The sequence below is a fragment of the Porphyrobacter sp. LM 6 genome, assembly GCF_001720465.1.
Taxonomy (GTDB): Bacteria; Pseudomonadota; Alphaproteobacteria; order Sphingomonadales; family Sphingomonadaceae; genus Erythrobacter.
Window position 1 is genome coordinate 619381 of sequence record NZ_CP017113.1, and the last position, 25415, is coordinate 644795.

The following is a 25415-nucleotide window of genomic DNA, read 5'->3' on the forward strand; positions in this document are numbered from 1 at the left end:
CCTTCCCCTGCCTCGCGCGCTGTGCCAGAAGCACCCGCGACCAAGGCCGTGTCCGGTCCGCCGATACGGCATATCATTGTCATTAAGGGGTTCGCTCCGTGCTGTCACTACTTGCCGCAAGCGGCGCCGCCGATCCGATCTACTGGGAGCAGCTGGGGCTGCGGCCCGGCATCGATCTGGGGTTCTTCACCCTGCGGTTCTATTCGCTCGCCTATCTGATCGGGGTGATCTTCGCCTATTGGCACACCTCGAAGATGCTGCGCGAACCCGGCGCGCCGATGGCGCAGCGGCACGCGGACGATCTGTTCTTCTACTGCACGCTGGGCGTGATCTTCGGCGGGCGTATCGGCTATGCGCTGTTCTACACCGGCGGCGATACCGGCATCCCCAGCGCTTTCACCGATTTTTCGGGCGAAGGGATCGTATCGTGGAAGCTGCTGCGCTTGTGGGATGGCGGGATGAGCTTCCACGGCGGGCTCGCCGGGGTGACGCTGGCGATGGCGTGGGTGGCGTGGCGCGACAAGCTGAACTTCATCCGCGTGGTCGATTACGTCAGCGTCGGGGTGCCGATGGGGATGCTGCTCGGACGGCTGGCGAATTTCGTCAATGGCGAGCTGTGGGGCCGCGCCACCGATGTGGCATGGGGCATGGTCTTCCCCAATGCCGACGATCTGCCGCGCCACCCGAGCCAGCTCTATCAGGCCGGGCTCGAAGGCTTGCTGCTGCTGATTGTCATGATGCTGCTGTTCTGGAAGACCCGCGCGCGTTACCGTCCGGGCCTGCTGGCGGGGGTGTTCACCTTCGGCATCGGGATTTCGCGCTTCATTAACGAGTTTTTTCGGGAACCGGATGCACAATTGGCTGACTTTGCCGCCCGCACCGGGCTATCGATGGGCCAATGGCTAACCATACCGCTTATCCTGACTGGATTGATTGTCGTGATCTTCGCGCTGCGGAAGCCGCCGCTGGGGGCGGGGACGACGCAGACCGCCTGATCGCGGCTGGCGCCGGTTGGCGCAGCAATCTCCGGCTGATCGATCCCGCGCCGGAACCCGAAGTCGATCGCGCCGCGCGGGCCAAGGCTGAAGCCGAAGCGCGCAAGCAGGCCGCCGCAGAGGCCGCGCGCCTGAAAGCGGAGGCCGAAGCGGCCGCCAAGGCTGCTGCCGAAGAACAGGCTCGCCGTGAAGCCGAAGCTGCCGCCGCCGCAAAAGCCAGGGCTGAAGCCGAAGCGGCCGAGCGCGAGCGTCTCGCCGCCGAGGAACGCGCCCGTCTGAAGGCTGAAGCCGAAGCCCGCGCACAGGCCGAGGCAGACGCCAAGGCCCGGGCCAAGGCCGAGGAACAGGCGCGCCGCGAGGCCGAAGCCGCCGCGAAGGCTGCTGCCAAGGAGCAGGCCCGCCGCGAAGCCGAAGAACGCAAGCAGGCCGAAGCCGAAGCCAAGGCCCGCGCCAAGGCAGAGGCCGAAGCCCGCGCGAAGGCCGAGGCCGAGGAAAAGGCGCGTCTCGTTGCCGAAGCCAAGGCGCACGCTGAAGCAGAGGCCAAGGCCAAGGCAGAGGCCGAAGCCAAGGCCAAGGCGGAAGCCAAAGCCAAGGCCGAGGCCGAAAAGCAGGCGCGTCTCGCCGCTGAAAAGGCTGCTGCCGAAGAAAAGGCCCGCCTAGCTGCCGAGAAAGTCGCCGCAGAGAAGGCTGCGGCTGAGGAAAAGGCGCGCCTTGAAGCCGAAGCCCGCGCCAAGGCGGAAGCCGAAGAAAAGGCCCGGCTCGAAGCAGAAGCCGCCGCCAAGGCTGCAGCCGAGGAAGAGGCCCGGATCAAGGCCGAAGCCGAAGCTGCCGAACGTGCAGCCGCCGAGGAACAGGCCCGCCGCGAGGCCGAGGCCGCTGCCGCGATCAAGGCCGCCGAGGAAGAACAGGCACGGCTCGAGGCCGAGCTGCTGGCGCGCGCCAATGTCGATGTCCCCGCGAGCCTGCGTCGCCTGATCCGCGAAACCGGCCCGATCAGCCTCGCGCAATACATGGGCGAGAGCAACGCCCGCTATTACGCCAGCCGCGATCCGTTGGGCGAACAGGGCGATTTCATCACCGCACCCGAAGTCAGCCAGATGTTCGGCGAGTTGATCGGCCTTTGGCTCGCCGATCTGTGGGTGCGGATGGGCAGCCGCAAGTATATCCATTACGTCGAGCTTGGGCCGGGACGCGGCACGCTGGCGCGCGATGCGCTGAGCACCGCCGCGCGTTACGAATTCGCGCCGCAGGTGCATTTCGTCGAGACCTCGGCCACCTTGCGCAAGATGCAGCGCGAAGCCTTCCCGGGCTGCCGCCACCATCACGACCTCTCGACCCTGCCCGACGATGCCCCGTTGCTGATCGTCGCCAACGAATTCTTCGATGCTTTGCCGGTGCACCAGCTGGTGCGATCGGCCGATGGCTGGTTCGATCGCATGGTCGGGCTGGAAGGCGATCAGTTCGCCTACATGACCGGCAAGGAGCGGATGGACCATCTGGTGCCGTCAAGCTGGGCGCGCGCGCCGCAAGGCTCGATGATCGAGACCAGCCCGGCCTCTATCGCGGCGATGACCGAAATCGCCCAGCGGCTGAAGCAGCAGGGCGGCGCGGCGCTGATCATCGACTATGGCCAGATGGAACTGCGCGCAGGATCCAGCATCCAGGCCTTGAAGGCGCACCGCAAGGTCGATGTCCTCGCGCATCCGGGCGAGGCCGACATCACCGCGCATGTCGATTTCGAGCTGCTCCAGCAGGTTGCGCGCGACAACGGCGCGGATGTGATGGGGGTGCAGTTTCAGGGCGAATGGCTCCGCCAGCTGGGGATCGACACCCGGCTCGAAGCGCTCCAGCGGCGCAACCCGCGCGAGGCCGACAAGCTCAAGCGTCAGCGCGACCGGTTGGTCGAATCGAGCCAGATGGGTACCTTGTTCAAGGTGATGGGCCTGTGCAGTCCGCGCTGGCCGTTCGGCGTGGGTTTCGATTGACGGCAGGGCAGGCAAGGACAGCGTAGGGACGGACATGATGAAGGCACGATGGATCTTTGCAGCTGCGGCGATGCTGGCGGTGGCGGGCGCGGGCCTGACCCCTGCACACGCGGCGGACCCGATAGGCGGGCGCTGGGTCACGGCGGAAAAGGACGCGGTGATCGCGATCCGCAAATGCGGCCGCGCGCTGTGCGGCACGATCGAGAAGTTCCTGATCCCCCCGCCTGGCGGCAACGACCAGCGCGACGTCAACAACGCCGATCCGACCAAGCGCCAGCGCAAGCTGATCGGCACCGCGATCCTTTCGGGCCTGACCGCCGATGCCGGTGCATGGCGCGGGCAGGTCTACGATCCCAAGACCGGCCGCACCTACACCTCCGAAGTGCGCCGCAAAGGTGACGGGACGCTGGAAGTGAAGGGCTGTTTCGGCCCGCTGTGCCAGACGCAGGTGTGGAAGAAGGTGGGGTAGTGTCCCACCTCTAACACCTCCCGCTTGCGCGAGGACACGGGGGTGGGGCTACTCGGCCAACCCCGAAGCTTTCGCCAACCCTTGCGCCGCCTGTTTCGGGGTTAGTTTCCTGGCATCCTCGCGGTCGACGGCGAGGTTTGCCTCGCGCATCGCTTCGACGGTGATTGCGCCGATCAGCGGTTCGAGCGCGGCGATCACGCCTTCGTCCTCGGCAATCCTCGGCGAGAGCATCAGCATCGCATCATAGCTCGGCAGCGCGCCCTTGGGGTCGGCGAGCACCACCAGCCTGTCCGCCGCGATCCGCCCGTCCGAGGTATAGGCGCTGATGACATCGGCTTCGCCCGAGGCGAGCGCGTTGTACATGAAGGTCGGCGCGAAATTGCGGCTTCGGGCGAAGCGCAAGCCATAGGCATCGCCCACCGCGATCCATTCGGGTCGCTCGAAGAACTCCGGATCACCGCCGACAGTGAGCTTGGGGGCGACGGCGACGAGATCGCCGAGCGAGCCGACGCCCAGTTCCTTCGCCCGGTCACCCCGCATCGCGAAGGCATAGGCGTTCTCGAACCCGAGGCGGCCCAGCACCTTCACGCCGTTCTGCTGCCATTCCCAGTCGCGGATGGTTTCATACATCGCCTCGCGCCCGGGATTGTCGTCGCGCTTCAGGTAATTGGTCCAGATCGTGCCGGTGTAATCGACCGAGATATCGATGTTCGAGGAGGCGACCGCCGAATGCACCACCGCGCTGCCCAGTCCGTCGCGATATTCGACCGCATAGCCCGCCGCCTCGAGCCGTGATCCGATCAGCTGGGCGAGGATGTATTGCTCGGAGAACTGCTTGGAGGCGATGACGATCGTGTCCTTGTCGTCCTCGCCCGCTTGCGATGCGAGCGCGATCGTCACGCCCGCCACCACCGCGATCAGCGCTCCGGCCCATTTCCAGCGCTTGCGCTCGTCGATGCCCCGCTCGATCCACCACAGGAGCCAGTCGGCCACAAGCGCCAGACCCGCGCTGGCGACGCATCCGGCGAGCACCAGCGCCCAGTTTTGGGTTTGCAGGCCGGCGAAGATCGGATCGCCGAGGCTCGGCTGGCCGATGGTGGTGGCGAGCGTCGCCGCGCCGATGGTCCACACGCTCGCGGTGCGGATTCCCGCCATGATGAAGGGAGCCGAAAGCGGCGCTTCGACCAGATAGAGCTTCTGCCACTTGGTCATGCCGACCCCGTCGGCGGCTTCGAGCACGCCTTCATCGAGGTTCGCCTGCGCGGTCACCGCGTTCCTGAGGATCGGCAGCAGCGCATAGAGCGTCAGCGCCATTAGTGCCGGCAGGAAGCCGAGCGTCGGCAGGCCCTCGCCGAACACGGCGCGCAGGGACAGCAGCAAGGGGAAAAACAGCGCCAGAAGGGCGAGCGCCGGGATGGTCTGGACGAGGCTGGCGAGGCTCAAGGCGAGGCGAGAGACCACCTGCGAGCGGCTGGCCCAAACCGCCAGCGGCAGGGCGATCAGCATCGCCAGCCCGATCGCACTGGCCGAGAGCACGACGTGCGCGGCGAGCTTGTCGGCGAGGCCGGGGAGGAGGTCCCAGATCTCCTGCATCAGTTCGGGCCTTCCCCAAAGCCTTCCATTACGGCGAGGCGCTCTGCCTGGTTGCGCGGCACGGCGACCAGCGCTTGTGCGACGGCGCCGCCCGCCCCTGCCAGCAGCGCGCGCGGGGTTTCGTCGGCCACCAGCGCGCCCCTGTCCATCACCAGCACCCGGTCAGCCAGCAGCAGCGCCTCGGCCATGTCGTGCGTGACCATCACGGTCGTCAGCCCGAGCCGTTCATGCAACTCGCGCACCTTGTGGCCGAGCGCATCGCGGGTCACCGGATCGAGCGCGCCGAAAGGCTCGTCCATGATCAGCAGTTCGGGTTCGCCCGCCAGCGCGCGCGCCACGCCGACCCGCTGGCGCTGCCCGCCTGAAAGCTCGTCGGGCATCCGGCTGGCGAGTGCGGGATCGAGCTCGACCAGCGCGAGCAGCTGCGCGATCCGCTCCGGGGCCAGCTTTTCTCCCGTCAGGCGCGGGCCAATGGCGATATTCTCGGCGACCGAGAAATGCGGGAACAGGCCCACGCCCTGAAACACATAGCCGACCCGTCGGCGCAGGTGAGCGGGCTTGAGGCCAGCCACATCCTCCCCGCCGAACAGCACCCGCCCGTCGGTCGGCATCACCAGCGTGTTGACGGTCTTGAGCAATGTCGATTTGCCCGATCCCGATGCGCCCACCAGCGCGACGAAACTGCCCCTGGCAATGTTGCAGCTCACGCCGCCAACGGCCGTCACCTCGCCGAAGCGGCAGATCACCCCGTCGAAGCGGAGCAGGGGTGCGGGCGTTTCCATTCTCTGCCGGATTAGCGATGTTGAGCGCGCGATGCCAGCGGCAGCGATTGGCGTTTGCCCAAGGGCTTGCTATGCGGACAGCCAGAACAATCATTGCCCGGCGAGGAACGATTCATGCGCGCCACCCCCGATTTCGATTTCCAGCTTGGCGAAGCGGCCGAGATGATCCGCGACACCACGGCGCGCTTCGCCGACGAGCAGATCATGCCGCTGGCCGAGCGTACCGACCGCGAGGACCGCTTCCCGCGCGAGCTGTGGGAGCCGATGGGTGCGCTGGGCCTGCATAGTATCACGGTGGAAGAGGAATGGGGCGGGCTGGGGCTCGGCTATCTCGAACATGTGATCGCTGTCGAGGAGGTCAGCCGCGCTTCGGCCAGCATCGGCCTTTCCTACGGCGCGCATTCCAACCTCTGCCTCAACCAGATCCGCCGCTGGGGGAATGACGAGCAGAAGGCGAAGTATCTCCCCAAGCTGATCTCCGGCGAACACGTCGGCAGCCTTGCGATGAGCGAAGCGGGCGCTGGGTCGGACGTGGTCTCGATGAAGCTCAAGGCCGACGCGGTGCAGGGCGGATACGTGCTCAACGGCACCAAGTTCTGGATCACCAACGCGCCCGAGGCCGATACGTTGGTGGTCTATGCCAAGACCGACGGCCACGCCGGATCGCGCGGCATCACCGCCTTCCTGATCGAGAAGGGCGATCAAGGCTTCGCCATCGGCCAGAAGATTTCGAAGGTCGGCATGAAGGGCTCCCCCACCGCCGAGCTGGTGTTCACCGATTGCTTCGTGCCGGAAGAGCGCATCATGGGCCCGCTCAATGGCGGCGTGGGCGTGCTGATGAGCGGGCTCGATTACGAGCGCGTGGTGCTTGCCGGATTGCAGCTCGGGATCATGCAGGCGTGCCTCGACACGGTCATCCCCTACCTGCGCGAGAGGAAACAGTTCGGCAAACCCATCGGCAGCTTCCAGCTGATGCAGGCCAAGGTTGCCGACATGTATGTCGCCCTTCAATCGGCCCGCGCCTACACCTATGCGGTCGCCAAGGCCTGCGACGCGGGTCAGACGACGCGCTTCGATGCGGCAGGGGTGATTTTGCTCGCGAGCGAGAACGCCTTCAAGGTCGCCGCTGAAAGCGTGCAGGCGCTGGGCGGCGCGGGCTACACCACCGACTGGCCGGTCGAACGCTACATGCGCGACGCGAAGCTGCTGGATATCGGCGCGGGGACGAACGAAATCCGCCGGATGCTGATCGGGCGCGAATTGATTGGAGCGGCGGGGTGATGTCCGGGACGGAGACTTTCCTGGTCACGCTTGAAGGAGCGCGAATTCAAACGAGTGCTGACTTCTTTCGTGAACTCAGTATGGCTGTGGACATAGATTTGGTTCAAAATTTGAACGCCTTGGACGATGACCTATGTGACGAGATTCCTGCTCGCTGCGGACCATACCGCATAGTCTGGCGCAGCGCCGATAAGTCGAACTGGAGCGATCCAGAGATCACGAGAATTCTAGGTTGCCTCTTCTACCAGCAGCAGCAGTATTCCGATCGATTTGTCGAACTCAAGCTGCAATTTGAAGAAGATTTTTCTGATAGTACAGTGTTCTATACCGAAATCTACACAAGCCCATATTATGTAGCCGAGCGTGCGCGACGTTCTGGCAAGAAGGCTGACCAAGCATGACCGCCCCCACCCTCACCACCAAGCTCGACCGCGAAAGCCCCGAGGCCAAGGCCCGCTTCGCCCACAACCACGCGCTCGCGCAGGAACTCCGCGCCGCTGTGGCCGAGGCCGCATTGGGCGGGCCGGAGAAGCACCGCGAACGCCACGTGTCGCGCGGCAAGCTGCTCCCCCGCGAGCGGGTGGAGCGGTTGCTCGATCCGGGTTCGCCCTTCCTCGAGATCGGCCAGCTCGCCGCGAACGGCATGTACGAAGGCGACGTCAACGGCGCCTCGATCATCTGCGGGGTGGGCCGCGTCTCGGGTCGCCAGTGCATGATCGTGTGCAACGATGCGACGGTGAAGGGCGGCACCTATTACCCGATGACGGTCAAGAAGCACCTTCGCGCGCAGGAGATCGCGCAGGAGAACCGCCTGCCGTGCATCTATCTGGTGGACAGCGGGGGCGCGAACCTGCCGCATCAGGCGGAGGTGTTCCCCGACCGCGACCACTTTGGCCGCATCTTCTTCAATCAGGCCAATATGTCCGCGCTCGGCATCCCGCAGATCGCCTGCGTGATGGGAAGCTGCACTGCGGGCGGTGCATACGTCCCCGCCATGTCTGACGAGACGGTGATCGTCCGCAATCAGGGCACGATCTTCCTCGCCGGCCCGCCGCTGGTAAAGGCCGCCACGGGCGAGGAAATCAGCGCCGAAGACCTCGGCGGCGGTGACCTCCACGCAAAAAAATCGGGCGTGGTCGATCACCTTGCGGAGAATGACGAACACGCGCTCACCATCGTGCGCGATATCGTCAGCCACCTTGGCGCGAATACCGGCGCGGCCGCCGACGTGGCGTTGAAAGACCCGCGCCCGCCGAAATTCGACGCGGATGATCTCTACGCCATCATCCCCGATGATGTGCGCGCGCCGTATGATGTGAAGGAAGTGATCGCGCGGCTGGTCGATGGCAGCGAGTTCCACGAGTTCAAGGCGCATTACGGCAGCACGCTGGTGTGCGGTTTCGCTCACATCTGGGGGATGCCGGTCGCGATCCTCGCCAATAACGGCGTATTGTTTAGCGAGAGCGCGCAGAAGGGTGCGCATTTCATCGAGCTTGCCTGCCAGCGCCGCATTCCGCTGCTGTTCCTCCAGAATATCAGCGGCTTCATGGTCGGCGGGAAATACGAGGCGGAAGGCATCGCCAAGCATGGGGCGAAGCTCGTCACTGCGGTTGCCACCGCCACCGTGCCCAAGGTCACCGTGGTGATCGGCGGCAGCTTCGGGGCGGGCAACTACGGGATGTGCGGCCGCGCCTACTCGCCCCGCTTCCTGTTCACCTGGCCCAATGCGCGCATCAGCGTGATGGGCGGGGAACAGGCCGCATCCGTGCTCGCCGCCGTCCACCGCGACGCCGACAGCTGGACGCCCGAACAGGCCGAGGCCTTCAAGGCCCCGATCCGCCAGAAATACGAGGACGAGGGCAACCCCTACTACGCCACCGCCCGCCTGTGGGACGACGGGGTGGTCGATCCCGTCCAGACCCGCGATGCGCTGGGGCTGGCTTTCGCCGCATGCCTCGAAGCACCCATCGCCGAGCGCCCGGCGTTCGGCGTGTTCCGGATGTGATCGCGTCTGTCTGAAACCCGCACGCTTTCCCTTGCGTAACTGCCCCGATTGCGGGCAGACACGCAGGCGAGAGAGGGATCACATTGCCGCACGAACATACTCGCAAGCCCACGCTGCTGTCTCGCATCGTGCGCCGGTTCATTCTGTTCATCTACCACCTCAAAGGCTGGAAGATCGATGGCGGGTTGCCCAAGCAGCTCAAGAAATATGTGATCGCCGGCGCACCGCACACCTCGAACTGGGACTTCGTGTTCTTCACCGGCGCGACGCATGAAGAGGGCATCCAGCCCAACTTCATGGGCAAGCACACGCTGTTTCAGGGGATCATGCGGAACTTCATGTTCGACATGGGCGGCATCCCGGTCGATCGGCGAAAAAGCGCCAACGCTACCCAGCAAATCGCCGAGGAATTCGCCCGTCGGGACCATCTGGCGCTTGTGATTGCCGCTGAGGGCACGCGCAAGACCGATGGCAAGTGGAAGTCCGGTTTCTATCACATCGCCCGCGCCGCCAACGTGCCGATCGTTCCGGCCTTTGCCGACAATGCCAATATGGTGCTGAGCTTCGGTCCGCCGATGATCCCGACCGGCAATTACGGCGAGGACCTGCTCAAGATCGCCGAATGGTTCCGCGCGAAGATGCCCGATTACGAACGCTTCAAGGTGCTGGAACAACAGGCACGCGATATCATTGCGGGGAAGAATGATGTTTGAACTGCTCCTCCTCAACGCTGCGATCCTGATCGTGCTGGTGCTGATCCAGTGGGCGATCAGCGTGAAGATCAATGACGTCAGCTTCATCGACGCCTTCTGGGGCGCGGGGATGGGCATCCTTGCCGTGGCGAGCTGGCTGCACGTGGGCGGTGGACCGGGCGATCTGGCGACGCTGATCATGCTGATGACCGCGGCCTGGGGCTTCCGGCTCGGCATCTATCTGTTCCTGCGCTGGCGCAGGGAAGGCGAGGACAAGCGCTACAAGATGATCCTCAAGAAGGACCGCGAGGCCGGGCGTTTCGCGCAGGCTGCGCTGACCCGCGTTTGGCTCATGCAGGCGGTGCTGCTGTTCATGGTTTCGAGCCCCGCGCAGGTCGGCATTCTCGCCAGCGGCACGCCCGCGCCGATCACCCCGCTCGCATGGGCAGGCTTCGGCCTGTGGTGTGTCGGTGTGTTCTTCGAGTGGGTGGGCGACTGGCAGCTTACGCGGTTCAAGGCCGATCCGGCCAACCATGGCAAGGTGCTCGACACTGGCCTGTGGCGTTACACCCGTCACCCCAACTATTTCGGCGATTTCGCCGCGTGGTGGGGCATCTGGATCGCCTGCGCGGCGGCCGGATGGGGCTATGCCGCGGCGACCGTGATCGGTCCGCTGTTCCTCAGCTTCACGCTGACGAAGTGGTCAGGCGTGACCCTTCTGGAGAAGGGCCTCGACAAGACCAAGGGCGACAAATACGCCGATTACAAGCGCCGCACCTCGGCCTTCTTCCCGATGCCGCCGCGCAACTGATTTGATTGGCCATGGCTTTTCTCTTGCTGCGTCGCACAAAAATCGACGAGCGACCCTTTAAGCCGGCTCCCGCTTGGCCTATGTTGCGCCTTGCGCGAGGAGGCGCGAGCGAGATGCCATTGAACGAAGCGACCCGGGAAGCCGAACGCGAGCGGATCGCGCGTCATGTCCTCGATCTGGTGAAGGAGCGCGGCTCCGAAATCGCATGGACGGTCGCGATGGCCGAAAGCGGCCTAACCCGCACGCGCTTCGAAGCGCTGTTCGCCGATTACGACGATCTGTTCGATGCCGTGGCGCAGACCTGGCTCGCCCCGCACATGGCTGTGATGGAGGAGGTGCTGGCCACCACCCTTCCGCCGCAGCGCAAGATGTACGAATTCTTCCGCCGCCGCTTCGTGATCTCGCAGGAGCGCTTCCGCGCTGACCCCGAACACTTCACCATCCTGTGCGAAATGGGCGCGGCGAATTTCGAGCGGGTGCGTTCCTATGTCGATCTCGCCGACCACTACCTGTGCGAGTTGATCGCCGAGGCGCAGGCCGAGGGCTTCTTTGCCGGGCTTGAGATTGACGAAGCGCTGTCGCTGATCAACCAGATGATCTCGAACTACACCCTGCCCGATGCGCTGATCTATCTTGGCGACAAGCTGACCGAGCAGAAGCTCGCCCGCATCGTCGACACGATGTTCATAGGCCTGTCGGGCGAGGCTGGGACCGATGCCTCAGGTGTGAACACGCTCAAGGTCGCGTACTGAGAGCCTAGTCGGCGCTCCACCACGCGGTGGAGGGATCCTCTGCCAAGCGTGCGCCGCGCCGCTGCAATCCGTCGAACAGCCCGCCCGATAGCTGCATGGTCGCAGATGACGTGCGGTTCCAGTCCATCACGTAGAGCCGCTCGGCGATCTGCCAGCGACCTTCGCGCTTCTCCAGTGTGTCGAGGTAGCGCCCGCCCACGACCAGTTCGATCTCGCCGTCGGGCGTGGGGATGATGTGGAGCGCGACGCAATTGGTCTCCGCCCGCGCACGATCGTCGCTGATCCGCATCACCGTGTTCGAGATATTGTGCTGAGTCAGCCGCATGGAGCCGAGCCCCGCCATCAGACCCGGGATGGTCTCGGCAATCGGCTTGGCGCCGTCTCCGTAGTCAATCATCGCATCGGGCGTGAAAACGGCGGCCAGTTGTTCGCCGTCACAGCGGTCGATGCCGCGGCAATAGAGCGCAAGCGTTTCGGCAATGGCGAGCCGGTCGGCGACTTCGATGATATCCATGCCCGCAAGAATATCGCGATGGGGCAGCGCGCGGCACTGCCAGAACCATCAGCATTTTGGCGTCAGCGTTTGGTGTCGCGCCGGAATTGCAGCACATTGGCGGGCCGCTTGGGCGGCGGCGGGCGCAGGCGCTTTTCCGCCAGCGCATATTTGAGCGCCGTGCCGACCATCAGGCCCGACATCACCACGATCAGTCCGGCCCACAGCCAGTGCGGCAGACCGAGTGCGGCTTCGATCTGCCCGGTATCCGACAGCATCGGCCGCCCGGCAATCACCGCCTGCTCCATCAGCAGGTAATCGGCATCGCGCAGCATGCTGAGCGCGCCGAGCATTCCGAGGAATTGCAGCGTGAAGCGGGTCAGGCCGGGCGAACCGCGCCATGCGACCGCAGCGAGGAACACTGCGACGAGCGGCAGCACGGTGGTGCCGACAATCCCGCGCACCCAGATCGCCACACTGGCGATGATCGCCGCGACCGCCAGCCACAGTGCGGCGCGCCACAGCTTGGGAAAGGCGCTGGCAAGGATCAGCAGCGCGCCTACCAGACTTGGCGCCAACGGCCCGCCCGCCGCGATCGCGGCCAGCGTTGCGCTTGGCGCATCGGCATCGATCCGGCTCTGCGCCACGCCCGAGCCATTGGGATAGATCACCAGCTGTTCGAAATGCTGGCCCAGTGCCAGCGCGGTGAGGCCGTGGCCCATTTCGTGGAACCACGTGGTCAGAATCGCGAAGGGATAGGTCAGATAGGCCCCGAACGGCAGCGACGGCAGCATGACGACCACCAGCCCCGCCACCACCAGCCGTCCGACCGCTTCAGTCTGGCTCCCCGGAGTGACCAGCGGCTGCATCGCGGTCAGTCCGCCCCGTCGCGCTTCAGCGCATGGCCCGAGGCATCGACGATGATCGGCTCGACGGTTTCATCCCCCTCCGCGGCCTGCATGTCCTCGTCGCGGTATTCCTGGAGGATCGACCAGCTCGCCAGGAACAGCCCGGCCACTAGCGGACCGAGCACAATGCCCGAAAAGCCGAGGAAGCTGATGCCGCCCAACGTGGTGATTAGGATGATCCAGTCCGGGATGCCGGTGTCGCGGCCGACGAGGATCGGGCGCAGTACGTTGTCGGAGGACGAGATCACGAAGAACCCGACCACCAGTACGAAAGTGCCCTGCCACACCGCGCCGGTCACCAGCAACCACAGCCCGACCGGCACATACACCGCGCCCGCGCCGATCACCGGCACCAGCGCGAACACCGTCATCAGCACGCCGAAAAGCAGCGCCGAATCCAGCCCGACGATCAGGAAGGTGATCCCCCCGAGTGCGCCCTGCACCAGCCCGACCACGCCCGACCCCTTGATCGTGGCACGCACGATGCCGAGGAAGCGTTCGGCCAGCCTCTCGGAGATCGAGCGCTCCACCGGGACGGTGCGAAGCAGCGTGCGGCCGATCCGTTCGCCATCACGCAGCAGGAAGAACATCACGTAAAGTCCGACGCCGAAGGCCAGCAGGAAGTTGAGTGCCCCGCTGCCGATCGATACGGCCTGACTGGCGATCATTCCGGCGCTTTCGCTGAGCAGGGTCTGCAACCGCGCCTGCACGCTCGCCATATCGGCCCAGCCGGAGCGGTCGACCGCTTCCTGCGCCATCTTGGGCAGCGCGCCGTAGACCCGGTCGAACGCTACGGCGAGATCGACCGGTTGCTCCTGCAGCTTGGCGATCAGCACAACCGCTTCCTGCACCACCAGAGTGCCGAGCCAGAGCGCGGGGACCAGCACGGCGAAGAAGATCACCAGCAGCGAGGCAATCGCCGCCGGATTGCGCCGGCCGCCCATCTTGCGGAGCATCCAGCGGTAGAGCGGCTGGAACATGATCGCCGCCAACGCTGCCCACAGGAGCGGCTGGGCAAAGGGCCAGACGATCACCGCCATCAACAGGCTGACCACCGCAAGGATGATCAGGAAGCTGGCGTGCTGCAGTTCATCGGTGCGGTGGGGCTGAAGGGCCATCGGCGGGTCTTTCGGCAGGCTAGACGTCGAGATTGGCTACGTTGAGCGCGTTATCCTGGATGAACTCGCGCCGCGGTTCGACGATATCGCCCATCAGGCGGGTGAAGATCTCGTCGGTAACGTCGGCGTCCTCGACCTTGACCTGCAGCAGGATGCGCGCCTCGGGGTCGAGCGTGGTTTCCCAGAGCTGCTCGGCGTTCATTTCGCCAAGGCCCTTGTAGCGGCTGATCGACAGGCCCTTGCGCCCGGCGACGAAGATCGCGTCGAGCAGCTGAGTCGGCCGGCTGATCGCGCCATCGAAGGTGGCAGCCGGTGCGGCAACAGCCTCTTCGGCTTCGCCTGCCAGCGGATCGTCGGAGACGGGGGTTTCGGGTTCGGCCTCTTCAGCCACATCGCCCGCGCGCACCAGGCTGACCGGCGTGGCATAGGCCTCGGCCTGCGCAGCGGCGAGGCCGTGGAGCTTGTGGGCTTCGGTGCTGGAAAGGAAGCGCGCATCGATCTCGTGAACATCGGTCACGCCGCGCCACAGGCGCTCGAAAATTACCGTGCCGTCGGGGCGCTGAGAGGCGCTCCAGCGGGCTTCGCGGTCGCCTGCACCGAGCCGTCCGGCAGCGCGCGCCAGCGCGGCGGTGAGCGCCTCGCCCGCCAGCCCCGGCTCGAGCGCGCCGACCAGCGCCATTTGCTCGACAATGCCCGAATCATAGCGGCGCGGCACGAAGGCCAGCAGGTTCTTGAGCCGAAGCGCGCCATCGACCAGCGTGCGCAGATCCTCGCCTGCACGCGGGCCCCCGGAGGTTTCCAGCATCCGGCCCTGCAGCCCCGCCTCGACCAGATAGCGATCAAGCGCGGCCTGATCCTTGAGGTAGACCTCGCTGCGCCCCTTGGAGACCTTGAACAGCGGCGGCTGGGCGATGAACAGGTGCCCGGCCTTGATGATTTCGGGCATCTGGCGGTGGAAGAAGGTCAAGAGCAGCGTGCGGATATGCGCGCCGTCCACGTCCGCGTCGGTCATGATGACGATCTTGTGGTAGCGCAGCTTTTCGAGGTTGAATTCGTCGCGGATGCCGGTGCCCATCGCCTGGATGAGGGTGCCGACTTCCTTCGAGGAAATGATCCGGTCGAACCGCGCGCGCTCGACGTTGAGGATCTTGCCCTTGAGCGGCAGGATCGCCTGGGTCTTGCGGTCGCGCCCCTGCTTGGCCGAGCCGCCTGCGGAGTCCCCTTCGACCAGGAACAGTTCGGACTTGGCGGGATCACGCTCCTGACAATCGGCGAGCTTGCCCGGCAGCGAGGCGACACTCATCGCGCCCTTGCGGCTCATTTCGCGCGCGCGGCGGGCGGCTTCGCGGGCGGCGGCGGCGTCGATCACCTTCTGGATAATCGCGCGGGCATCGTTCGGGTTTTCCTCCAGCCACTCGGTCATCTTCTCGCTCATCAGCGATTCGAGCGGCGAGCGCACTTCGGAGGAGACCAGCTTGTCCTTGGTCTGGCTGGAGAACTTCGGGTCGGGCAGCTTGACGCTGACGATGGCAGTGAGGCCTTCGCGCATATCCTCGCCCGAGAGGCTGACCTTTTCCTTCTTCAGCATCCCCGAACGCTCGGCATAGTTGTTGAGCGTGCGGGTCAGCGCGGCGCGGAAGGCCGCAAGGTGCGTGCCGCCGTCGCGCTGGGGGATATTGTTGGTGAAGGCGAGGACGTTTTCGTAATAGGAATCGTTCCATTCGAGCGCGACGTCGATGCCGATGCCGTCCTTCTCGGCCGAGACCGCGATCGGTTCGGCCACCAGCGGCTGCTTGTTGCGATCGAGATATTTGACGAAGGCCGCAATCCCGCCCTCGTAGTAGAGATCGTGCTCGATCAGCTCTTCGTGGCGCTTGTCGCGCAGCTTGATGCGCACGCCCGAGTTGAGGAACGCGAGTTCGCGGTAGCGGTGTTCGAGCTTTTCGAAATCGAACTCGGTGACGTTCTTGAAGGTATCGTGGCTCGCCTTGAAGGTGACGCGCGTGCCCTTCTTGAAGCCATTGGGATCGGCGTTGCGGTCGCTCTTGGGCGCATCGGCGACGACCTTGAGCGGGCCGACGGCATCGCCATGCTCGAACCGCATCCAGTGCTCCTGCCCGTCGCGCCAGATGGTGAGTTCGAGCCATTCGCTGAGCGCATTCACCACCGACACGCCCACGCCGTGGAGGCCGCCCGAAACCTTGTAGGCATTATCGTCAGAGGTGTTCTCGAACTTACCCCCGGCGTGCAGCTGGGTCATGATGACTTCGGCCGCCGATACGCCCTCTTCGGCGTGCATTCCCGTCGGAATCCCGCGCCCGTTATCCTCTACCGAGACCGAGCCATCGGGGTTCAATTCGATCAGCACGAGGTCGCAATGCCCCGCCAGCGCCTCGTCGATGGCGTTGTCCGAGACCTCGAATACCATGTGGTGCAGGCCCGACCCGTCGTCGGTGTCGCCGATATACATCCCCGGCCGCTTGCGGACCGCGTCGAGGCCCTTGAGAACCTTGATCGAATCCGCGCCGTATTCGTTGGCGTTGGGCAGTTTTGCGGGGGGCTGATTGGTGTTGTCGTCCATGCCCGATCATATAGGCGCTGGAGACAGGAAACCCAACTGCGGGAGGGCCGCTACCTGCGCTTTTCCACGGGTGCGGAAGGTGCTTTGTCGAGCAGCCTAGAACGCTAGCCGGAAAGCAACTTCGCCCTTCCACACGGCTGCGTCAAAACCCGGTACAATCATCGCGCGCGTCGCATCGTCGAACTGCGTCCTGTGACACTGGGCTGCTTTGTTCGCCGCCGCGAGATCGGCGGCGGTGTAGCGGTATCGTACAGTGGCGAGGTCGGGTGCGGTCGTAGCCCAACCCTGACTGGCAAGCGGTTCGGGCAGCGGGGTGTTGATGAGCGCAGGATAGAGCAATCGCGGGCGTTTTTCGGCAGGCATGGCTTGCACCAGCTGAGTTACTACGGCGCTCACCATGCGATGATCGGCATGGCCGTATCCGCCGTCTGGCCCCCATGTGATCACAGTGACGGCGTCGGCGAGGTAGGGCTTCAACCTTTCCGCAAGCCGGTTTGCCGCGCTTTGCGGATCGTTGGCGCGCAAACCCAAGGTTCCGTCGCCCAGCGCGAGCGGGCCGACAATATCCACACGCAAGGCCATTCCGGAGCAAAATCCCTCCATGCGCCGCTTCATGGCGAGATCTGCGCCTGGCGCCATCCCCGACACCCCGGGGCCCTGATCCCCGTCAGTGGCGAAAATCAGATGGATGCTCAGCCCTTCGCGCGCCATGACGGGAAGCGCCGGCGCGAACACCAGTTCGTCATCGGGGTGGGCCAGAACCACGACAACCTCTGGCGATGGTAAGTCCAGTGTTCGCCGCGGCTGCGGCAAGGGCTGCGGCACAGGCTCCGTTGTCACCGTCGGCGGCGGCGCTGCGAGGGCTGCGATCATCGCGGCGGCAAGCATGATTTGCATCTTTGGCCCTCAGTTGTCAGCCGCATGACCCTAAGGCGCGCGCCGGGAGCTTGCAAATCCTTTGCGCACTGCCGCGCCCCGATTATGCATAGCCCATGAGCAACGACGCAATGATGAGCCGCCTCGCCGAACCCTTCGGCAGCTTCCCCGATATCCTGATGGAATGGTCGCGGATCAAGGGCGATGATCTGGCGCTGCGCGATGACAAGCGCGAGGTCTATTGGGCCGAGCTGGTCGGGCTGGTCGAGCGGCTGGCGGCGCGGCTGGTCGAGACCGGGCTCCAGCGCGGTCAGTCGGTGGCGATCCTCGGGACGTCCACGGTCGAATATGCGCTGGTGTTCCTCGCCGCGGTGCGTGCGGGCGGGGTGGCGGCGCCGCTCACCACCAGCGCCAGCCCTGAACAGCTTGAAGGCATGGCTAGGGATTCGGGCGCGATCCACCTGTTCATAGATAGCGCAAAGGCGGCGGAGCTGGGGCCGGATTTCATGGCCGACCTGATCCGTGTCCCGCTCGAAAATATCGATACGTGGATGGCCCCTCCCGGTGCCCGCGCGCCGCAGTTCAGCCCCGAGCCGCGCGATCCTTTCAACATCATCTATTCCAGCGGCACGACCGGCATTCCCAAGGGCATCGTCCATTCGCACCAGATGCGCTGGCGACAGTTTGCTGCGACCGCGCTGTCCTACCTCGGTGCCGGCCTCGAAGTGCGCTCGCTTGCTTCGACCCCGCTCTATTCCAACACCACGATGGTCGCCTTCCTGCCCGTGCTGCTGGCGGGCGGCTGCGTGCGGGTGATGGGCAAGTTCGATTGCGGCAAGTGGCTCGAACACGCGCAGGCTGACCGCACGACCATCACCATGCTGGTGCCGGTGCAATACCAGCGGCTGATGGATTTCGATGGCTTCGACGATTTCGACCTATCCAGCCTCAAGCTCAAATACTGCACCTCGGCCCCCTTCTCTGCCGAGCTGAAGCGCGAGGTGCTGAAGCGGATGCCGGGCGGGCTGATCGAAATCTATTCGATGACCGAAGGCGGCGTGGTCTGCCTGCTGGCGTGCCACGAATTTCCCGACAAGCTCCACACCGTCGGCCGCCCGGCGCCCGGGAGCGAGTTGAAGGTGCTCGACGATGAAGACCGCGAGGTGCCGCCCGGCACCCCCGGCAACCTGATCGGCCGCAGCCTGACGATGATGAGCGGCTACAAGAACCGCCCCGACAAGACCGCAGAAGCGCAGTGGATTGATCCCGCCACGGGCGAGGCGTGGATGCGGATGGGCGATATCGGGCGGGTCGATGCGGAAGGCTTCGTGGAGCTGGTCGGGCGCGCCAAGGACATGATCATCTCGGGCGGGTTCAACATCTACCCGAGCGATCTGGAGGCCGAACTGCTGAAGGAGGCCGGTGTGGTCGAGGCCGCCGTGGTCGGCGTGGCCTCACGCGCCTGGGGTGAGACACCGGTCGGCTTCGTGGTGCTCAAGGATGGGGCGGACACGTCTGCAATCCTTGGGGCGGTCAACGCCCGGCTGGGCAAGACCCAGCGTCTGTCGGCGCTGCACCCGATCGCCGAGATGCCCCGCAGCCACATCGGCAAGCTCTTGAAGAGCGAGTTGCGCGAAGAGGCCGTGCGCCTAGGCGGCGTGGATTGATCCGCCCCTGAAACGGCACGGCCCGGCTCCTCGGGTGAGGGGCCGGGCCGCCGGAAGCTGTCGCTCCGCTCGGGCGTTGTTACACGATAAACGTGTTGAACGCGGTGCCGCTCATCGCGACGGCGAGCAGGAAGGCGACGGCCTTTTCACTGATCATACGCATGGTTCATCTTCCCTGTTCTGTTGTGGTTCGGGAGCCCGGCTGGCCGGAGAGGGGGAGAGGGGGAAGCCAGCCGGGCCAGGCACGATATGGAAATGGCGGCGCAACTTTCAATCCCTTTAGAGATTGAAAATAATTCACCACGACAAAGAAAAACTTCATCTGACGAGGCGCTGGGGCGATGGGGCACGGCGCGTCAGGTTGCAGCTTGAGACGCGGCCGCCAGTTCAGGGGGGGAGGTGGGCGGCCGCGTCTCGTTCGCTGCTGGCCCGGCCGGAGCGGGGCCTGTGACGGTCAGGATCGCCGGGCGAGGGGGAAGGCCGGGCGGATCACTGTGCGTCACACAGGCGGGCAGGCGAGCCGTGTTCGGCTGGCGTCTGCCGCGCGATGATCCCGGGGTAGGGAGGCCGGAACGGAGAGAAGAACCGGCACCTCATCGCTTGCCAGCCATCTGGTATTCGGGCGGTTCGAATTCAAATGCGAAAACGCCAAGCCGACTTGCGCCAAATGCAACAATTAACCATGCATTCCACGCAAAACGGCCGCCGGATCGCTCCGGCGGCCGCTGTGTTTTCAGAGCCTTGAGGGCTTAGTTGGCGGCGACGGCGCGGCCGCTGCGGGCTTCGAGGGCCACCACGCGCTCCACTTCAGCCAGCGCCGCGGTGCGGGCTTCGGTTACGCACTTGCTGTCGACGACGGTGCGGCCATAGGCGAAACGGCCGGCGGCTTCGGTGGTGCAGGCCTTGCGCAGCTTGGCATCGATGCGCGCTTCGAGAGCCGCGCGACCTTCGGTGCTGGTGACGTCGACGTCGCCATAGGCGATGCGGACGGTCACAGTGTCTTCAGCAGCCGGGGCGGCGAGCGCCGGAGCGGCTACGGCAGCGAGGGCGATCAAGGGAAGAGTGAAACGCATGAGAAATACTCCGGAAATGAGAGAGGGTGTCTGATTTCGATGCCGCTGACCGGCATTCGGTTGCTCTTTGAAACTCTGGTGCAGTGCACAAGTTAAATGTGCAAATGCGAAATACGCGAAATTGGTTCCAAAGATTGCAACTTTTTCGAGGCTGATTTTCGGGAACCTAATGAAATACCAATAGAAAAAAATTGCTGCACCGCAAAATCACAATTGCGTGGCGTTGCGATGCTGGACAGCGCCGAGTGCGCTCCGTAATTCGCGGCCATGAGCGCCCACCCCTCGACTCCGCCCGCTGGCCCCGCCCCCAGTCATTCGGCAGTTTCCGACTGCATCCTGATCGTCGATTTCGGCTCTCAGGTGACGCAATTGATCGCCCGCCGGGTGCGCGAAGCGGGGGTCTATTCAGAGATCGCCCCCTTCACCCAGGCCGAAGTGGCGTTCCATCGGCTGAACCCCAAGGGCATCATCCTGTCCGGCTCGCCTGCCAGCGTGCCCGAAGAAGGATCGCCCCGCGCCCCGCAACTGCTGTTCGACGCGGGCGTGCCGATCCTCGGCATCTGTTATGGCCAGCAGGTGATGAGCCACCAGCTCGGCGGCGAAGTGCGCCCGGGACATGAAACCGGCGAAGGCGGCGAGTTCGGCCGTGCGTTCCTGACCGTGACCGGCGAATGCGCGCTGTTCGACGGCTTGTGGCAGGTGGGCGAGCGCCATCAGGTGTGGATGAGCCATGGTGACAAGGTCACCCGCTTCGCCCCCGGCTTCGAGATCGTCGCAACCTCCGACGGCGCACCCTTTGCGGTGATCGCGGACGAAGCGCGCAAGTTCTACGGCACCCAGTTCCACCCCGAAGTGGTCCACACGCCCGACGGCGGCAAGCTGATCGCCAATTTCGTGCGCCATGTCTGCGGGCTGGCGGGCGACTGGACGATGGCCGAGTTCCGCAAGACCAAGATCGCCGAAATCCGCGCCCAGGTGGGCGACAAGCGGGTGATCTGCGGCCTTTCGGGCGGCGTCGATTCGGCGGTCGCCGCAGTGCTGATCCACGAGGCGATTGGTGACCAGCTGACCTGCGTCTTCGTCGATCACGGCCTCATGCGGATGAACGAGGCTGAGCAGGTCGTGACCTTGTTCCGCGATCACTACAACATCCCGCTGGTGCACGTGGAGGCCGAAGAGCTGTTCCTCGGCGGGCTCGCGGGCCTCACTGACCCCGAAGCCAAGCGCAAGTTCATCGGCAAGACCTTCATCGACGTGTTCGACGAGGAAGCACGCAAGATCGGCGGCGCCGATTTCCTCGCGCAGGGCACGCTTTATCCGGATGTGATCGAGAGCGTGAGCTTCACCGGCGGGCCCTCGGTGACGATCAAGAGCCACCACAATGTCGGCGGCCTGCCCGAGCGAATGAACATGGCGCTGGTCGAACCCTTGCGCGAACTGTTCAAGGACGAAGTGCGCGATCTCGGCCGCGAACTCGGCCTGCCCGAAGTGTTCGTCGGCCGCCACCCCTTCCCCGGCCCGGGCCTCGCCATCCGCATTCCCGGCGAAGTGACCAAGGAACGCTGCGATATCCTGCGCAAGGCCGATGCGATCTATCTTGAGGAAATCCGCAATGCGGGCCTCTATGACGCGATCTGGCAGGCCTTTGCCGTGCTGCTGCCGGTCAAGACCGTCGGCGTGATGGGCGACGGGCGCACCTACGATAGCGTCTGCGCCCTGCGCGCCGTGACTTCGACCGACGGGATGACCGCCGACGTGTTCCCCTATGACGCCGGGTTCCTGACCCGCGTCGCCACCCGTATCGTCAACGAGGTCAAGGGCATCAACCGGGTGGTCTACGACTACACCTCCAAGCCGCCGGGCACGATTGAATGGGAGTAGGCTGCAACGCCCCTTCCAGCATCGCGACAAATCGCATATTCCTCGCCCCCGCCGAATTCGCCTGAGAGGTTCTCCCCCGTGATGCAGACTGTTCGCCCCGCTCTCCGTTTCGGTGCCCTTGCCGCCGCGCTTGCGCTCGGTCTCGTGGCCTGTGCCGAGCAGGGTGCTGATGCGCCCAAGGATGGCACCGCCGAAGCGGCACCGGTGACCGAAGGCACATGGACGCTCGATGCCGCTGGCTCGCGCCTTGCCTATGTCAGCATCAAGGCGGGCGAGATTGCCGAGGCCAACCGCTTCGACAAGATTTCAGGCAGCGTCGCACCCGATGGCACGGCTACGCTCGACATCGATCTCGCCTCGGTCAACACCGGGGTCGATATCCGCAACGAACGGATGCGTGAGATCTTCTTCCAGGTGGCCGAGAACCCCAAGGCGACCGTCACCGCAAAGCTCGATCCGGCGGGCTTCGCAGGGCTGGCGGTGGGCCAGTCGCTCACCCGTCCGCTCAAGGCCACCGTCGCAATCAAGGGCGCGAGCGCCGATGTCGAGACCGAAGTGCTCGTCACCCGCGTATCGGCCGACCGCGTGACTGTGGTGCCGACAGCACCGGTGATCGTCTCGACCGATATGTTCGGCCTGACCGACGAACTGGGCGAACTGCGCGCGCTGGCGCAGCTGCCCTCGATCACCCCGGCGGTGCCGGTGACCTTCTCGCTGTCCTTCACCCGCAGCTGATCCGAGTTTGCGCCGAATCAATGTGCCGCGCGCTGCGGGCAGGCATTGTGCCTGTGCCGGGTGGACAGGGTGCGTTCTGATCCCGCTGCATCCCTGCCGCCCGGTTCCTCTGACGCTTTGTGATCGACGCTGACGTTACGGCGTCCGAAGCCGCGCTGCGGCCTCCCCAAAAGCGGACTTGAAACCCCGCTGCAAACAGGCTTGTTTCGCGCGCAAACATGCTTTGTACGGGAGAAAACACGCCATGAAGACCGCCATCACCGAAATGTTCGGCATCGAGCACCCCATCATCCAGGGCGGGATGCATTATGTCGGCTTTGCCGAGATGGCCGCGGCGGTTTCGAACGCGGGCGGGCTGGGGATCATTACCGGCCTGACGCAAGGCACGCCCGAAAAGCTCGCCAACGAAATCGCGCGCTGCAAGGACATGACCGACAAGCCCTTCGGCGTGAACCTGACGATCCTGCCGACCCTCACCCCGCCTGACTATCCGGGGCTGGTGAAGGCGGTGATCGAAGGCGGCGTAAAGGTGGTGGAGACCGCCGGGCGCAACCCGGTCGATCTGCTGCCGCCCCTGAAGGATGCCGGGATCAAGGTGATCCACAAGTGCACCTCGGTGCGTCACTCGCTGAAGGCGCAGGAGATCGGCTGCGATGCGGTGAGCGTTGACGGGTTCGAATGCGGCGGGCACCCGGGCGAGGACGATGTCCCGAACTTCATCCTGTTGCCCCGCGCGGCGGACGAGCTGGAAATCCCCTTCGTTTCCAGCGGCGGCATGGCCGACGGACGCAGCCTTGTCGCTTCGCTGGCGATGGGCGCGCAGGGGATGAACATGGGCACCCGCTTCATCGCGACCAAGGAAGCCCCCGTGCACGAGAACGTGAAGCAGGCGATCCTCGCCGCGAGCGAACTCGATACGCGCCTTGTCATGCGCCCGCTGCGCAACACCGAGCGCGTTCTGAACAACGCTGCGGTCGAGCGCCTGATCCAGAAGGAAAAGGACCTCGGCGATGCCATCACCATCCAGGACATCCTGCCTGAAGTCGCCGGGGTCTACCCCAAGATCATGATGGAAGGCGCGATGGACGAAGGCGCGTGGAGCTGCGGCATGGTCGCCGGTCTGATCTACGATATCCCGACCTGCAAGGAACTGATCGACCGGATCATGCGCCAGGCCGAGGACATCATCGACCGGATGCAGGCGATGGCCCGCGCCTGATCCGTCCCGGATCCACGCGCACCGTGTTCACGCGGATTCGGCCCTAGGTAGGACACCGAATTTTCCCGCCGCGTGCAATGCGGCACCAAGGCTTTGCGCCATGCCGATTCCGGGGGGGATCGATGGGGTGCGATTCGCGGTTTGAATGCGCGGGCTCTCGATGCCTTGCTCCCCCACCCACCGCGAATGTCTGACTGGGTCGCACCGGAAGACTTGGACGGGGAGGTGCGGATGGACATGATGGCAAGCCCGGCCATGCTGGGCGGATTGATGATGGCTGTTGCTTGGGGCGCGTGGGTGCTCGGACGTTGGCAGGGCTCAGCGGCTGCCGCCGCGATGGCGTTGCCCGTCGGGAGCGATCGGCCTGCAAGCGAGCCCGCGCAACCGAATGCCACGCAGCAAGCGGCCTTGCCGCGCATCACCGGAGCGGCATTCACGAGCCCGTGCCAGCAGGATGCTGCCGATGAGCGGCACCTTGCGCTGACGCCGGACATATCGCTCGGCGATCTGCACGAGGAAATCAGCGCCTATCGCCGGCGCGAACAGGTGCTCGCATCACTAGATCCCGGCGCTTTCCAGTTTGACCGCGCGGCGCAGGATTGCCGCTATGTCGGCTTGACGGGCCAGCCGGTGTGTCCCGCTCCGGCCAATGTGCGGCAAGGGTGCGGGACGGGTTGCGGCGGCCCTGCCGGCGGGCTGTCGGGATCAGCCTTCGCGCGCGGTGCCGGTGCCGGATCGGGTGTAGGGTACGAAATCCTCGAAGAACACTGCGCCGGTGAAGATGCCGGTAATCGGGTCGATCGTGGTCATGATGTCGAGCCGGCACAGCTGTGACCCGCCGAAGCGATTGCTGACCAGCGCGTCAGTGCGGTCGATCCGTTCAGGATCGCGGGTGCGCTGGACGTAGATCGTGTCGCCCTGCCCGTAGACATAGGCCGTGCCTTCGATCGTCCGCAGGCGCTGGCTCGGGAAGGCGCGGATGCAGCGCACCGGTTCGCCGGCAACGCGGCCCTCGAGCAGCTTGGCAAGTTCGCGCTCGCCCTTGGTCGGAGCAGGCGCTTCGGCACGGCTCTCGACATCGGGGGCGCCGCTATCCTGCGCGGCGGCTGGCAGCGCAGCAGCGAACCCAAGCGTGGCAAGGGCAAGAGCGGGCAATCGGGTCATAACGCGATTCTCCTCAACGCTAACGCGCTGGCAATGCCACGCTGTGCCTTAACCCGCGCTGAGCGGAATCAGGCGCGCGCCGGGCTCGCGCCTGCGGCGATATCGGGCAGGCTGGCCTGATCGGCGCCATCGGCCGGGCCGCCGCGCAGCACGAAGCGGCGGTCGCAGTAGCCGCAATCGACATAGCCGTGCTCGTCGATCTCGAGGAACACGCGGGGGTGACCAAGCGCGGCGGGGCGATAGCCCGCGCCGCCACGGATGCCGCTGGCACCGTCGCAGCTCACGCGCCGCGTATCGACCAGCAGGGTTTCAGGAGGGGCAATGCTCATGGTCCC

General features: G+C 65.1%; 23 protein-coding genes. 13 read left to right on the forward strand and 10 right to left on the reverse strand.

The window, feature by feature from the left end:
• Positions 1-98: 98 nt before the first annotated feature.
• From lgt to BG023_RS03095, 3 genes are read left to right on the forward strand one after another with little or no spacing between them, the layout of a single operon-like run.
• A complete protein-coding gene (lgt, locus tag BG023_RS03085) occupies positions 99-995 on the forward strand; it encodes a prolipoprotein diacylglyceryl transferase (protein ID WP_069309164.1) in 897 nt (298 codons plus the stop codon).
• The gene (locus BG023_RS15165; RefSeq protein WP_335673845.1) at positions 899-2980 is read left to right on the forward strand and encodes a class I SAM-dependent methyltransferase; all 2082 of its coding nucleotides are present in this window, start codon (positions 899-901) and stop codon (positions 2978-2980) included. Before lgt ends, BG023_RS15165 begins: the two co-directional genes overlap by 97 nt.
• A gap of 34 nt (positions 2981-3014) precedes the next feature.
• On the forward strand, positions 3015-3449 hold the full coding sequence (locus BG023_RS03095; protein WP_335673846.1) for a DUF2147 domain-containing protein: 435 nt from the start codon (positions 3015-3017) through the stop codon (positions 3447-3449).
• 48 nt (positions 3450-3497) lie between these two features.
• On the opposite strand, the gene BG023_RS03100 is transcribed toward BG023_RS03095, so the two are convergent.
• Together BG023_RS03100 and BG023_RS03105 are read right to left on the reverse strand one after the other, a co-directional pair.
• Positions 3498-5042, reverse strand: a complete 1545-nt coding sequence (locus BG023_RS03100) for an ABC transporter permease/substrate-binding protein (protein WP_069309165.1) — start codon at positions 5040-5042, stop codon at positions 3498-3500.
• A complete protein-coding gene (locus BG023_RS03105) occupies positions 5042-5824 on the reverse strand; it encodes an ATP-binding cassette domain-containing protein (RefSeq protein WP_069309166.1) in 783 nt (260 codons plus the stop codon). Before BG023_RS03105 ends, BG023_RS03100 begins: the two co-directional genes overlap by 1 nt.
• A gap of 114 nt (positions 5825-5938) precedes the next feature.
• On the opposite strand from BG023_RS03105, the gene BG023_RS03110 reads away from it, so the two are divergent.
• The 6 genes from BG023_RS03110 to BG023_RS03135 all read left to right on the forward strand — a co-directional run bounded on the left by BG023_RS03110 (position 5939) and on the right by BG023_RS03135 (position 11365).
• Positions 5939-7105: an isovaleryl-CoA dehydrogenase gene (locus BG023_RS03110; RefSeq protein WP_069309167.1), complete on the forward strand. Its 1167-nt coding sequence runs from the start codon at positions 5939-5941 to the stop codon at positions 7103-7105.
• Positions 7105-7506, forward strand: a complete 402-nt coding sequence (locus BG023_RS03115; RefSeq protein ID WP_069309168.1) for a barstar family protein — start codon at positions 7105-7107, stop codon at positions 7504-7506. The genes BG023_RS03110 and BG023_RS03115 overlap by 1 nt, the downstream gene beginning before the upstream one ends.
• A complete protein-coding gene (locus tag BG023_RS03120) occupies positions 7503-9110 on the forward strand; it encodes a carboxyl transferase domain-containing protein (RefSeq protein ID WP_069309169.1) in 1608 nt (535 codons plus the stop codon). The genes BG023_RS03115 and BG023_RS03120 overlap by 4 nt, the downstream gene beginning before the upstream one ends.
• Before the next feature lie 83 nt (positions 9111-9193).
• Positions 9194-9823, forward strand: coding sequence for a lysophospholipid acyltransferase family protein (locus BG023_RS03125; protein WP_069309170.1), 630 nt, complete (start codon positions 9194-9196; stop codon positions 9821-9823).
• Positions 9813-10613 carry a DUF1295 domain-containing protein gene (locus BG023_RS03130; protein ID WP_335673847.1) on the forward strand — a complete coding sequence of 267 codons (801 nt, stop codon included), beginning with the start codon at positions 9813-9815 and terminating at the stop codon, positions 10611-10613. Before BG023_RS03125 ends, BG023_RS03130 begins: the two co-directional genes overlap by 11 nt.
• A gap of 113 nt (positions 10614-10726) precedes the next feature.
• On the forward strand, positions 10727-11365 hold the full coding sequence (locus BG023_RS03135; RefSeq protein WP_069309172.1) for a hypothetical protein: 639 nt from the start codon (positions 10727-10729) through the stop codon (positions 11363-11365).
• Positions 11366-11369: 4 nt separating this feature from the next.
• On the opposite strand, the gene BG023_RS03140 is transcribed toward BG023_RS03135, so the two are convergent.
• The 5 genes from BG023_RS03140 to BG023_RS03160 form a co-directional block, all read right to left on the reverse strand.
• On the reverse strand, positions 11370-11879 hold the full coding sequence (locus tag BG023_RS03140) for a nuclear transport factor 2 family protein (RefSeq protein WP_069309173.1): 510 nt from the start codon (positions 11877-11879) through the stop codon (positions 11370-11372).
• A 62-nt stretch (positions 11880-11941) separates the two neighbouring features.
• The gene (locus tag BG023_RS03145; RefSeq protein ID WP_069309174.1) at positions 11942-12727 is read right to left on the reverse strand and encodes a M50 family metallopeptidase; all 786 of its coding nucleotides are present in this window, start codon (positions 12725-12727) and stop codon (positions 11942-11944) included.
• Positions 12728-12732: 5 nt separating this feature from the next.
• Entirely contained in the window at positions 12733-13884 is a 1152-nt protein-coding gene (locus tag BG023_RS03150) for an AI-2E family transporter (protein ID WP_069309175.1), read from the reverse strand.
• A gap of 19 nt (positions 13885-13903) precedes the next feature.
• A complete protein-coding gene (gene gyrB, locus BG023_RS03155; RefSeq protein WP_069309176.1) occupies positions 13904-16465 on the reverse strand; it encodes a DNA topoisomerase (ATP-hydrolyzing) subunit B in 2562 nt (853 codons plus the stop codon).
• 96 nt (positions 16466-16561) lie between these two features.
• On the reverse strand, positions 16562-17353 hold the full coding sequence (locus BG023_RS03160) for a PIG-L family deacetylase (protein ID WP_190315805.1): 792 nt from the start codon (positions 17351-17353) through the stop codon (positions 16562-16564).
• A 104-nt stretch (positions 17354-17457) separates the two neighbouring features.
• Here BG023_RS03160 and BG023_RS03165 point away from each other — a divergent pair, with 104 nt between their 5' ends.
• The gene (locus BG023_RS03165; protein ID WP_233993058.1) at positions 17458-19008 is read left to right on the forward strand and encodes a class I adenylate-forming enzyme family protein; all 1551 of its coding nucleotides are present in this window, start codon (positions 17458-17460) and stop codon (positions 19006-19008) included.
• A 749-nt stretch (positions 19009-19757) separates the two neighbouring features.
• On the opposite strand, the gene BG023_RS03170 is transcribed toward BG023_RS03165, so the two are convergent.
• The gene (locus tag BG023_RS03170; protein WP_069309178.1) at positions 19758-20081 is read right to left on the reverse strand and encodes a UrcA family protein; all 324 of its coding nucleotides are present in this window, start codon (positions 20079-20081) and stop codon (positions 19758-19760) included.
• Between the two features lie 267 nt (positions 20082-20348).
• On the opposite strand from BG023_RS03170, the gene guaA reads away from it, so the two are divergent.
• From guaA to BG023_RS03185, 3 genes are all read left to right on the forward strand, one after another.
• Positions 20349-21962 carry a glutamine-hydrolyzing GMP synthase gene (gene guaA, locus BG023_RS03175; protein ID WP_069309179.1) on the forward strand — a complete coding sequence of 538 codons (1614 nt, stop codon included), beginning with the start codon at positions 20349-20351 and terminating at the stop codon, positions 21960-21962.
• Between the two features lie 81 nt (positions 21963-22043).
• Positions 22044-22697 (forward strand): YceI family protein, encoded by a 654-nt coding sequence (locus BG023_RS03180; protein ID WP_069309180.1) that lies wholly within the window; start codon positions 22044-22046, stop codon positions 22695-22697.
• Between the two features lie 244 nt (positions 22698-22941).
• The gene (locus tag BG023_RS03185) at positions 22942-23916 is read left to right on the forward strand and encodes an NAD(P)H-dependent flavin oxidoreductase (RefSeq protein WP_069309181.1); all 975 of its coding nucleotides are present in this window, start codon (positions 22942-22944) and stop codon (positions 23914-23916) included.
• 705 nt (positions 23917-24621) lie between these two features.
• On the opposite strand, the gene BG023_RS03195 is transcribed toward BG023_RS03185, so the two are convergent.
• Both BG023_RS03195 and BG023_RS03200 read right to left on the reverse strand, forming a co-directional pair.
• Positions 24622-25080 (reverse strand): hypothetical protein, encoded by a 459-nt coding sequence (locus BG023_RS03195; RefSeq protein ID WP_069309183.1) that lies wholly within the window; start codon positions 25078-25080, stop codon positions 24622-24624.
• Between the two features lie 68 nt (positions 25081-25148).
• Complete coding sequence (locus BG023_RS03200; RefSeq protein WP_069309184.1) at positions 25149-25409, reverse strand: zinc-finger domain-containing protein; 261 nt, start codon at positions 25407-25409, stop codon at positions 25149-25151.
• Between the last annotated feature and the right edge of the window lie 6 nt (positions 25410-25415).

Bases quoted from the DNA above. Each gene is read 5' to 3' on its own strand.
- BG023_RS03150 (WP_069309175.1), bottom strand. From the start codon at position 13,884: ATGGCCCTTCAGCCCCACCGCACCGATGAACTGCAGCACGCCAGCTTC.
- BG023_RS03160 (WP_190315805.1), bottom strand. From the start codon at position 17,353: ATGCTTGCCGCCGCGATGATCGCAGCCCTCGCAGCGCCGCCGCCGACG.
- BG023_RS03100 (WP_069309165.1), bottom strand. From the start codon at position 5,042: ATGCAGGAGATCTGGGACCTCCTCCCCGGCCTCGCCGACAAGCTCGCC.
- BG023_RS03145 (WP_069309174.1), bottom strand. From the start codon at position 12,727: ATGCAGCCGCTGGTCACTCCGGGGAGCCAGACTGAAGCGGTCGGACGG.
- BG023_RS03115 (WP_069309168.1), top strand. From the start codon at position 7,105: ATGTCCGGGACGGAGACTTTCCTGGTCACGCTTGAAGGAGCGCGAATT.
- BG023_RS03095 (WP_335673846.1), top strand. From the start codon at position 3,015: ATGATGAAGGCACGATGGATCTTTGCAGCTGCGGCGATGCTGGCGGTG.
- guaA (WP_069309179.1), top strand. From the start codon at position 20,349: ATGAGCGCCCACCCCTCGACTCCGCCCGCTGGCCCCGCCCCCAGTCAT.
- BG023_RS03185 (WP_069309181.1), top strand. From the start codon at position 22,942: ATGAAGACCGCCATCACCGAAATGTTCGGCATCGAGCACCCCATCATC.
- BG023_RS03110 (WP_069309167.1), top strand. From the start codon at position 5,939: ATGCGCGCCACCCCCGATTTCGATTTCCAGCTTGGCGAAGCGGCCGAG.
- BG023_RS03165 (WP_233993058.1), top strand. From the start codon at position 17,458: ATGAGCAACGACGCAATGATGAGCCGCCTCGCCGAACCCTTCGGCAGC.
- BG023_RS03105 (WP_069309166.1), bottom strand. From the start codon at position 5,824: ATGGAAACGCCCGCACCCCTGCTCCGCTTCGACGGGGTGATCTGCCGC.
- BG023_RS03170 (WP_069309178.1), bottom strand. From the start codon at position 20,081: ATGCGTTTCACTCTTCCCTTGATCGCCCTCGCTGCCGTAGCCGCTCCG.
- BG023_RS03195 (WP_069309183.1), bottom strand. From the start codon at position 25,080: ATGACCCGATTGCCCGCTCTTGCCCTTGCCACGCTTGGGTTCGCTGCT.
- BG023_RS03180 (WP_069309180.1), top strand. From the start codon at position 22,044: ATGCAGACTGTTCGCCCCGCTCTCCGTTTCGGTGCCCTTGCCGCCGCG.
- BG023_RS15165 (WP_335673845.1), top strand. From the start codon at position 899: ATGGCTAACCATACCGCTTATCCTGACTGGATTGATTGTCGTGATCTT.
- gyrB (WP_069309176.1), bottom strand. From the start codon at position 16,465: ATGGACGACAACACCAATCAGCCCCCCGCAAAACTGCCCAACGCCAAC.
- BG023_RS03130 (WP_335673847.1), top strand. From the start codon at position 9,813: ATGATGTTTGAACTGCTCCTCCTCAACGCTGCGATCCTGATCGTGCTG.
- BG023_RS03135 (WP_069309172.1), top strand. From the start codon at position 10,727: ATGCCATTGAACGAAGCGACCCGGGAAGCCGAACGCGAGCGGATCGCG.
- BG023_RS03120 (WP_069309169.1), top strand. From the start codon at position 7,503: ATGACCGCCCCCACCCTCACCACCAAGCTCGACCGCGAAAGCCCCGAG.
- BG023_RS03140 (WP_069309173.1), bottom strand. From the start codon at position 11,879: ATGGATATCATCGAAGTCGCCGACCGGCTCGCCATTGCCGAAACGCTT.
- BG023_RS03200 (WP_069309184.1), bottom strand. From the start codon at position 25,409: ATGAGCATTGCCCCTCCTGAAACCCTGCTGGTCGATACGCGGCGCGTG.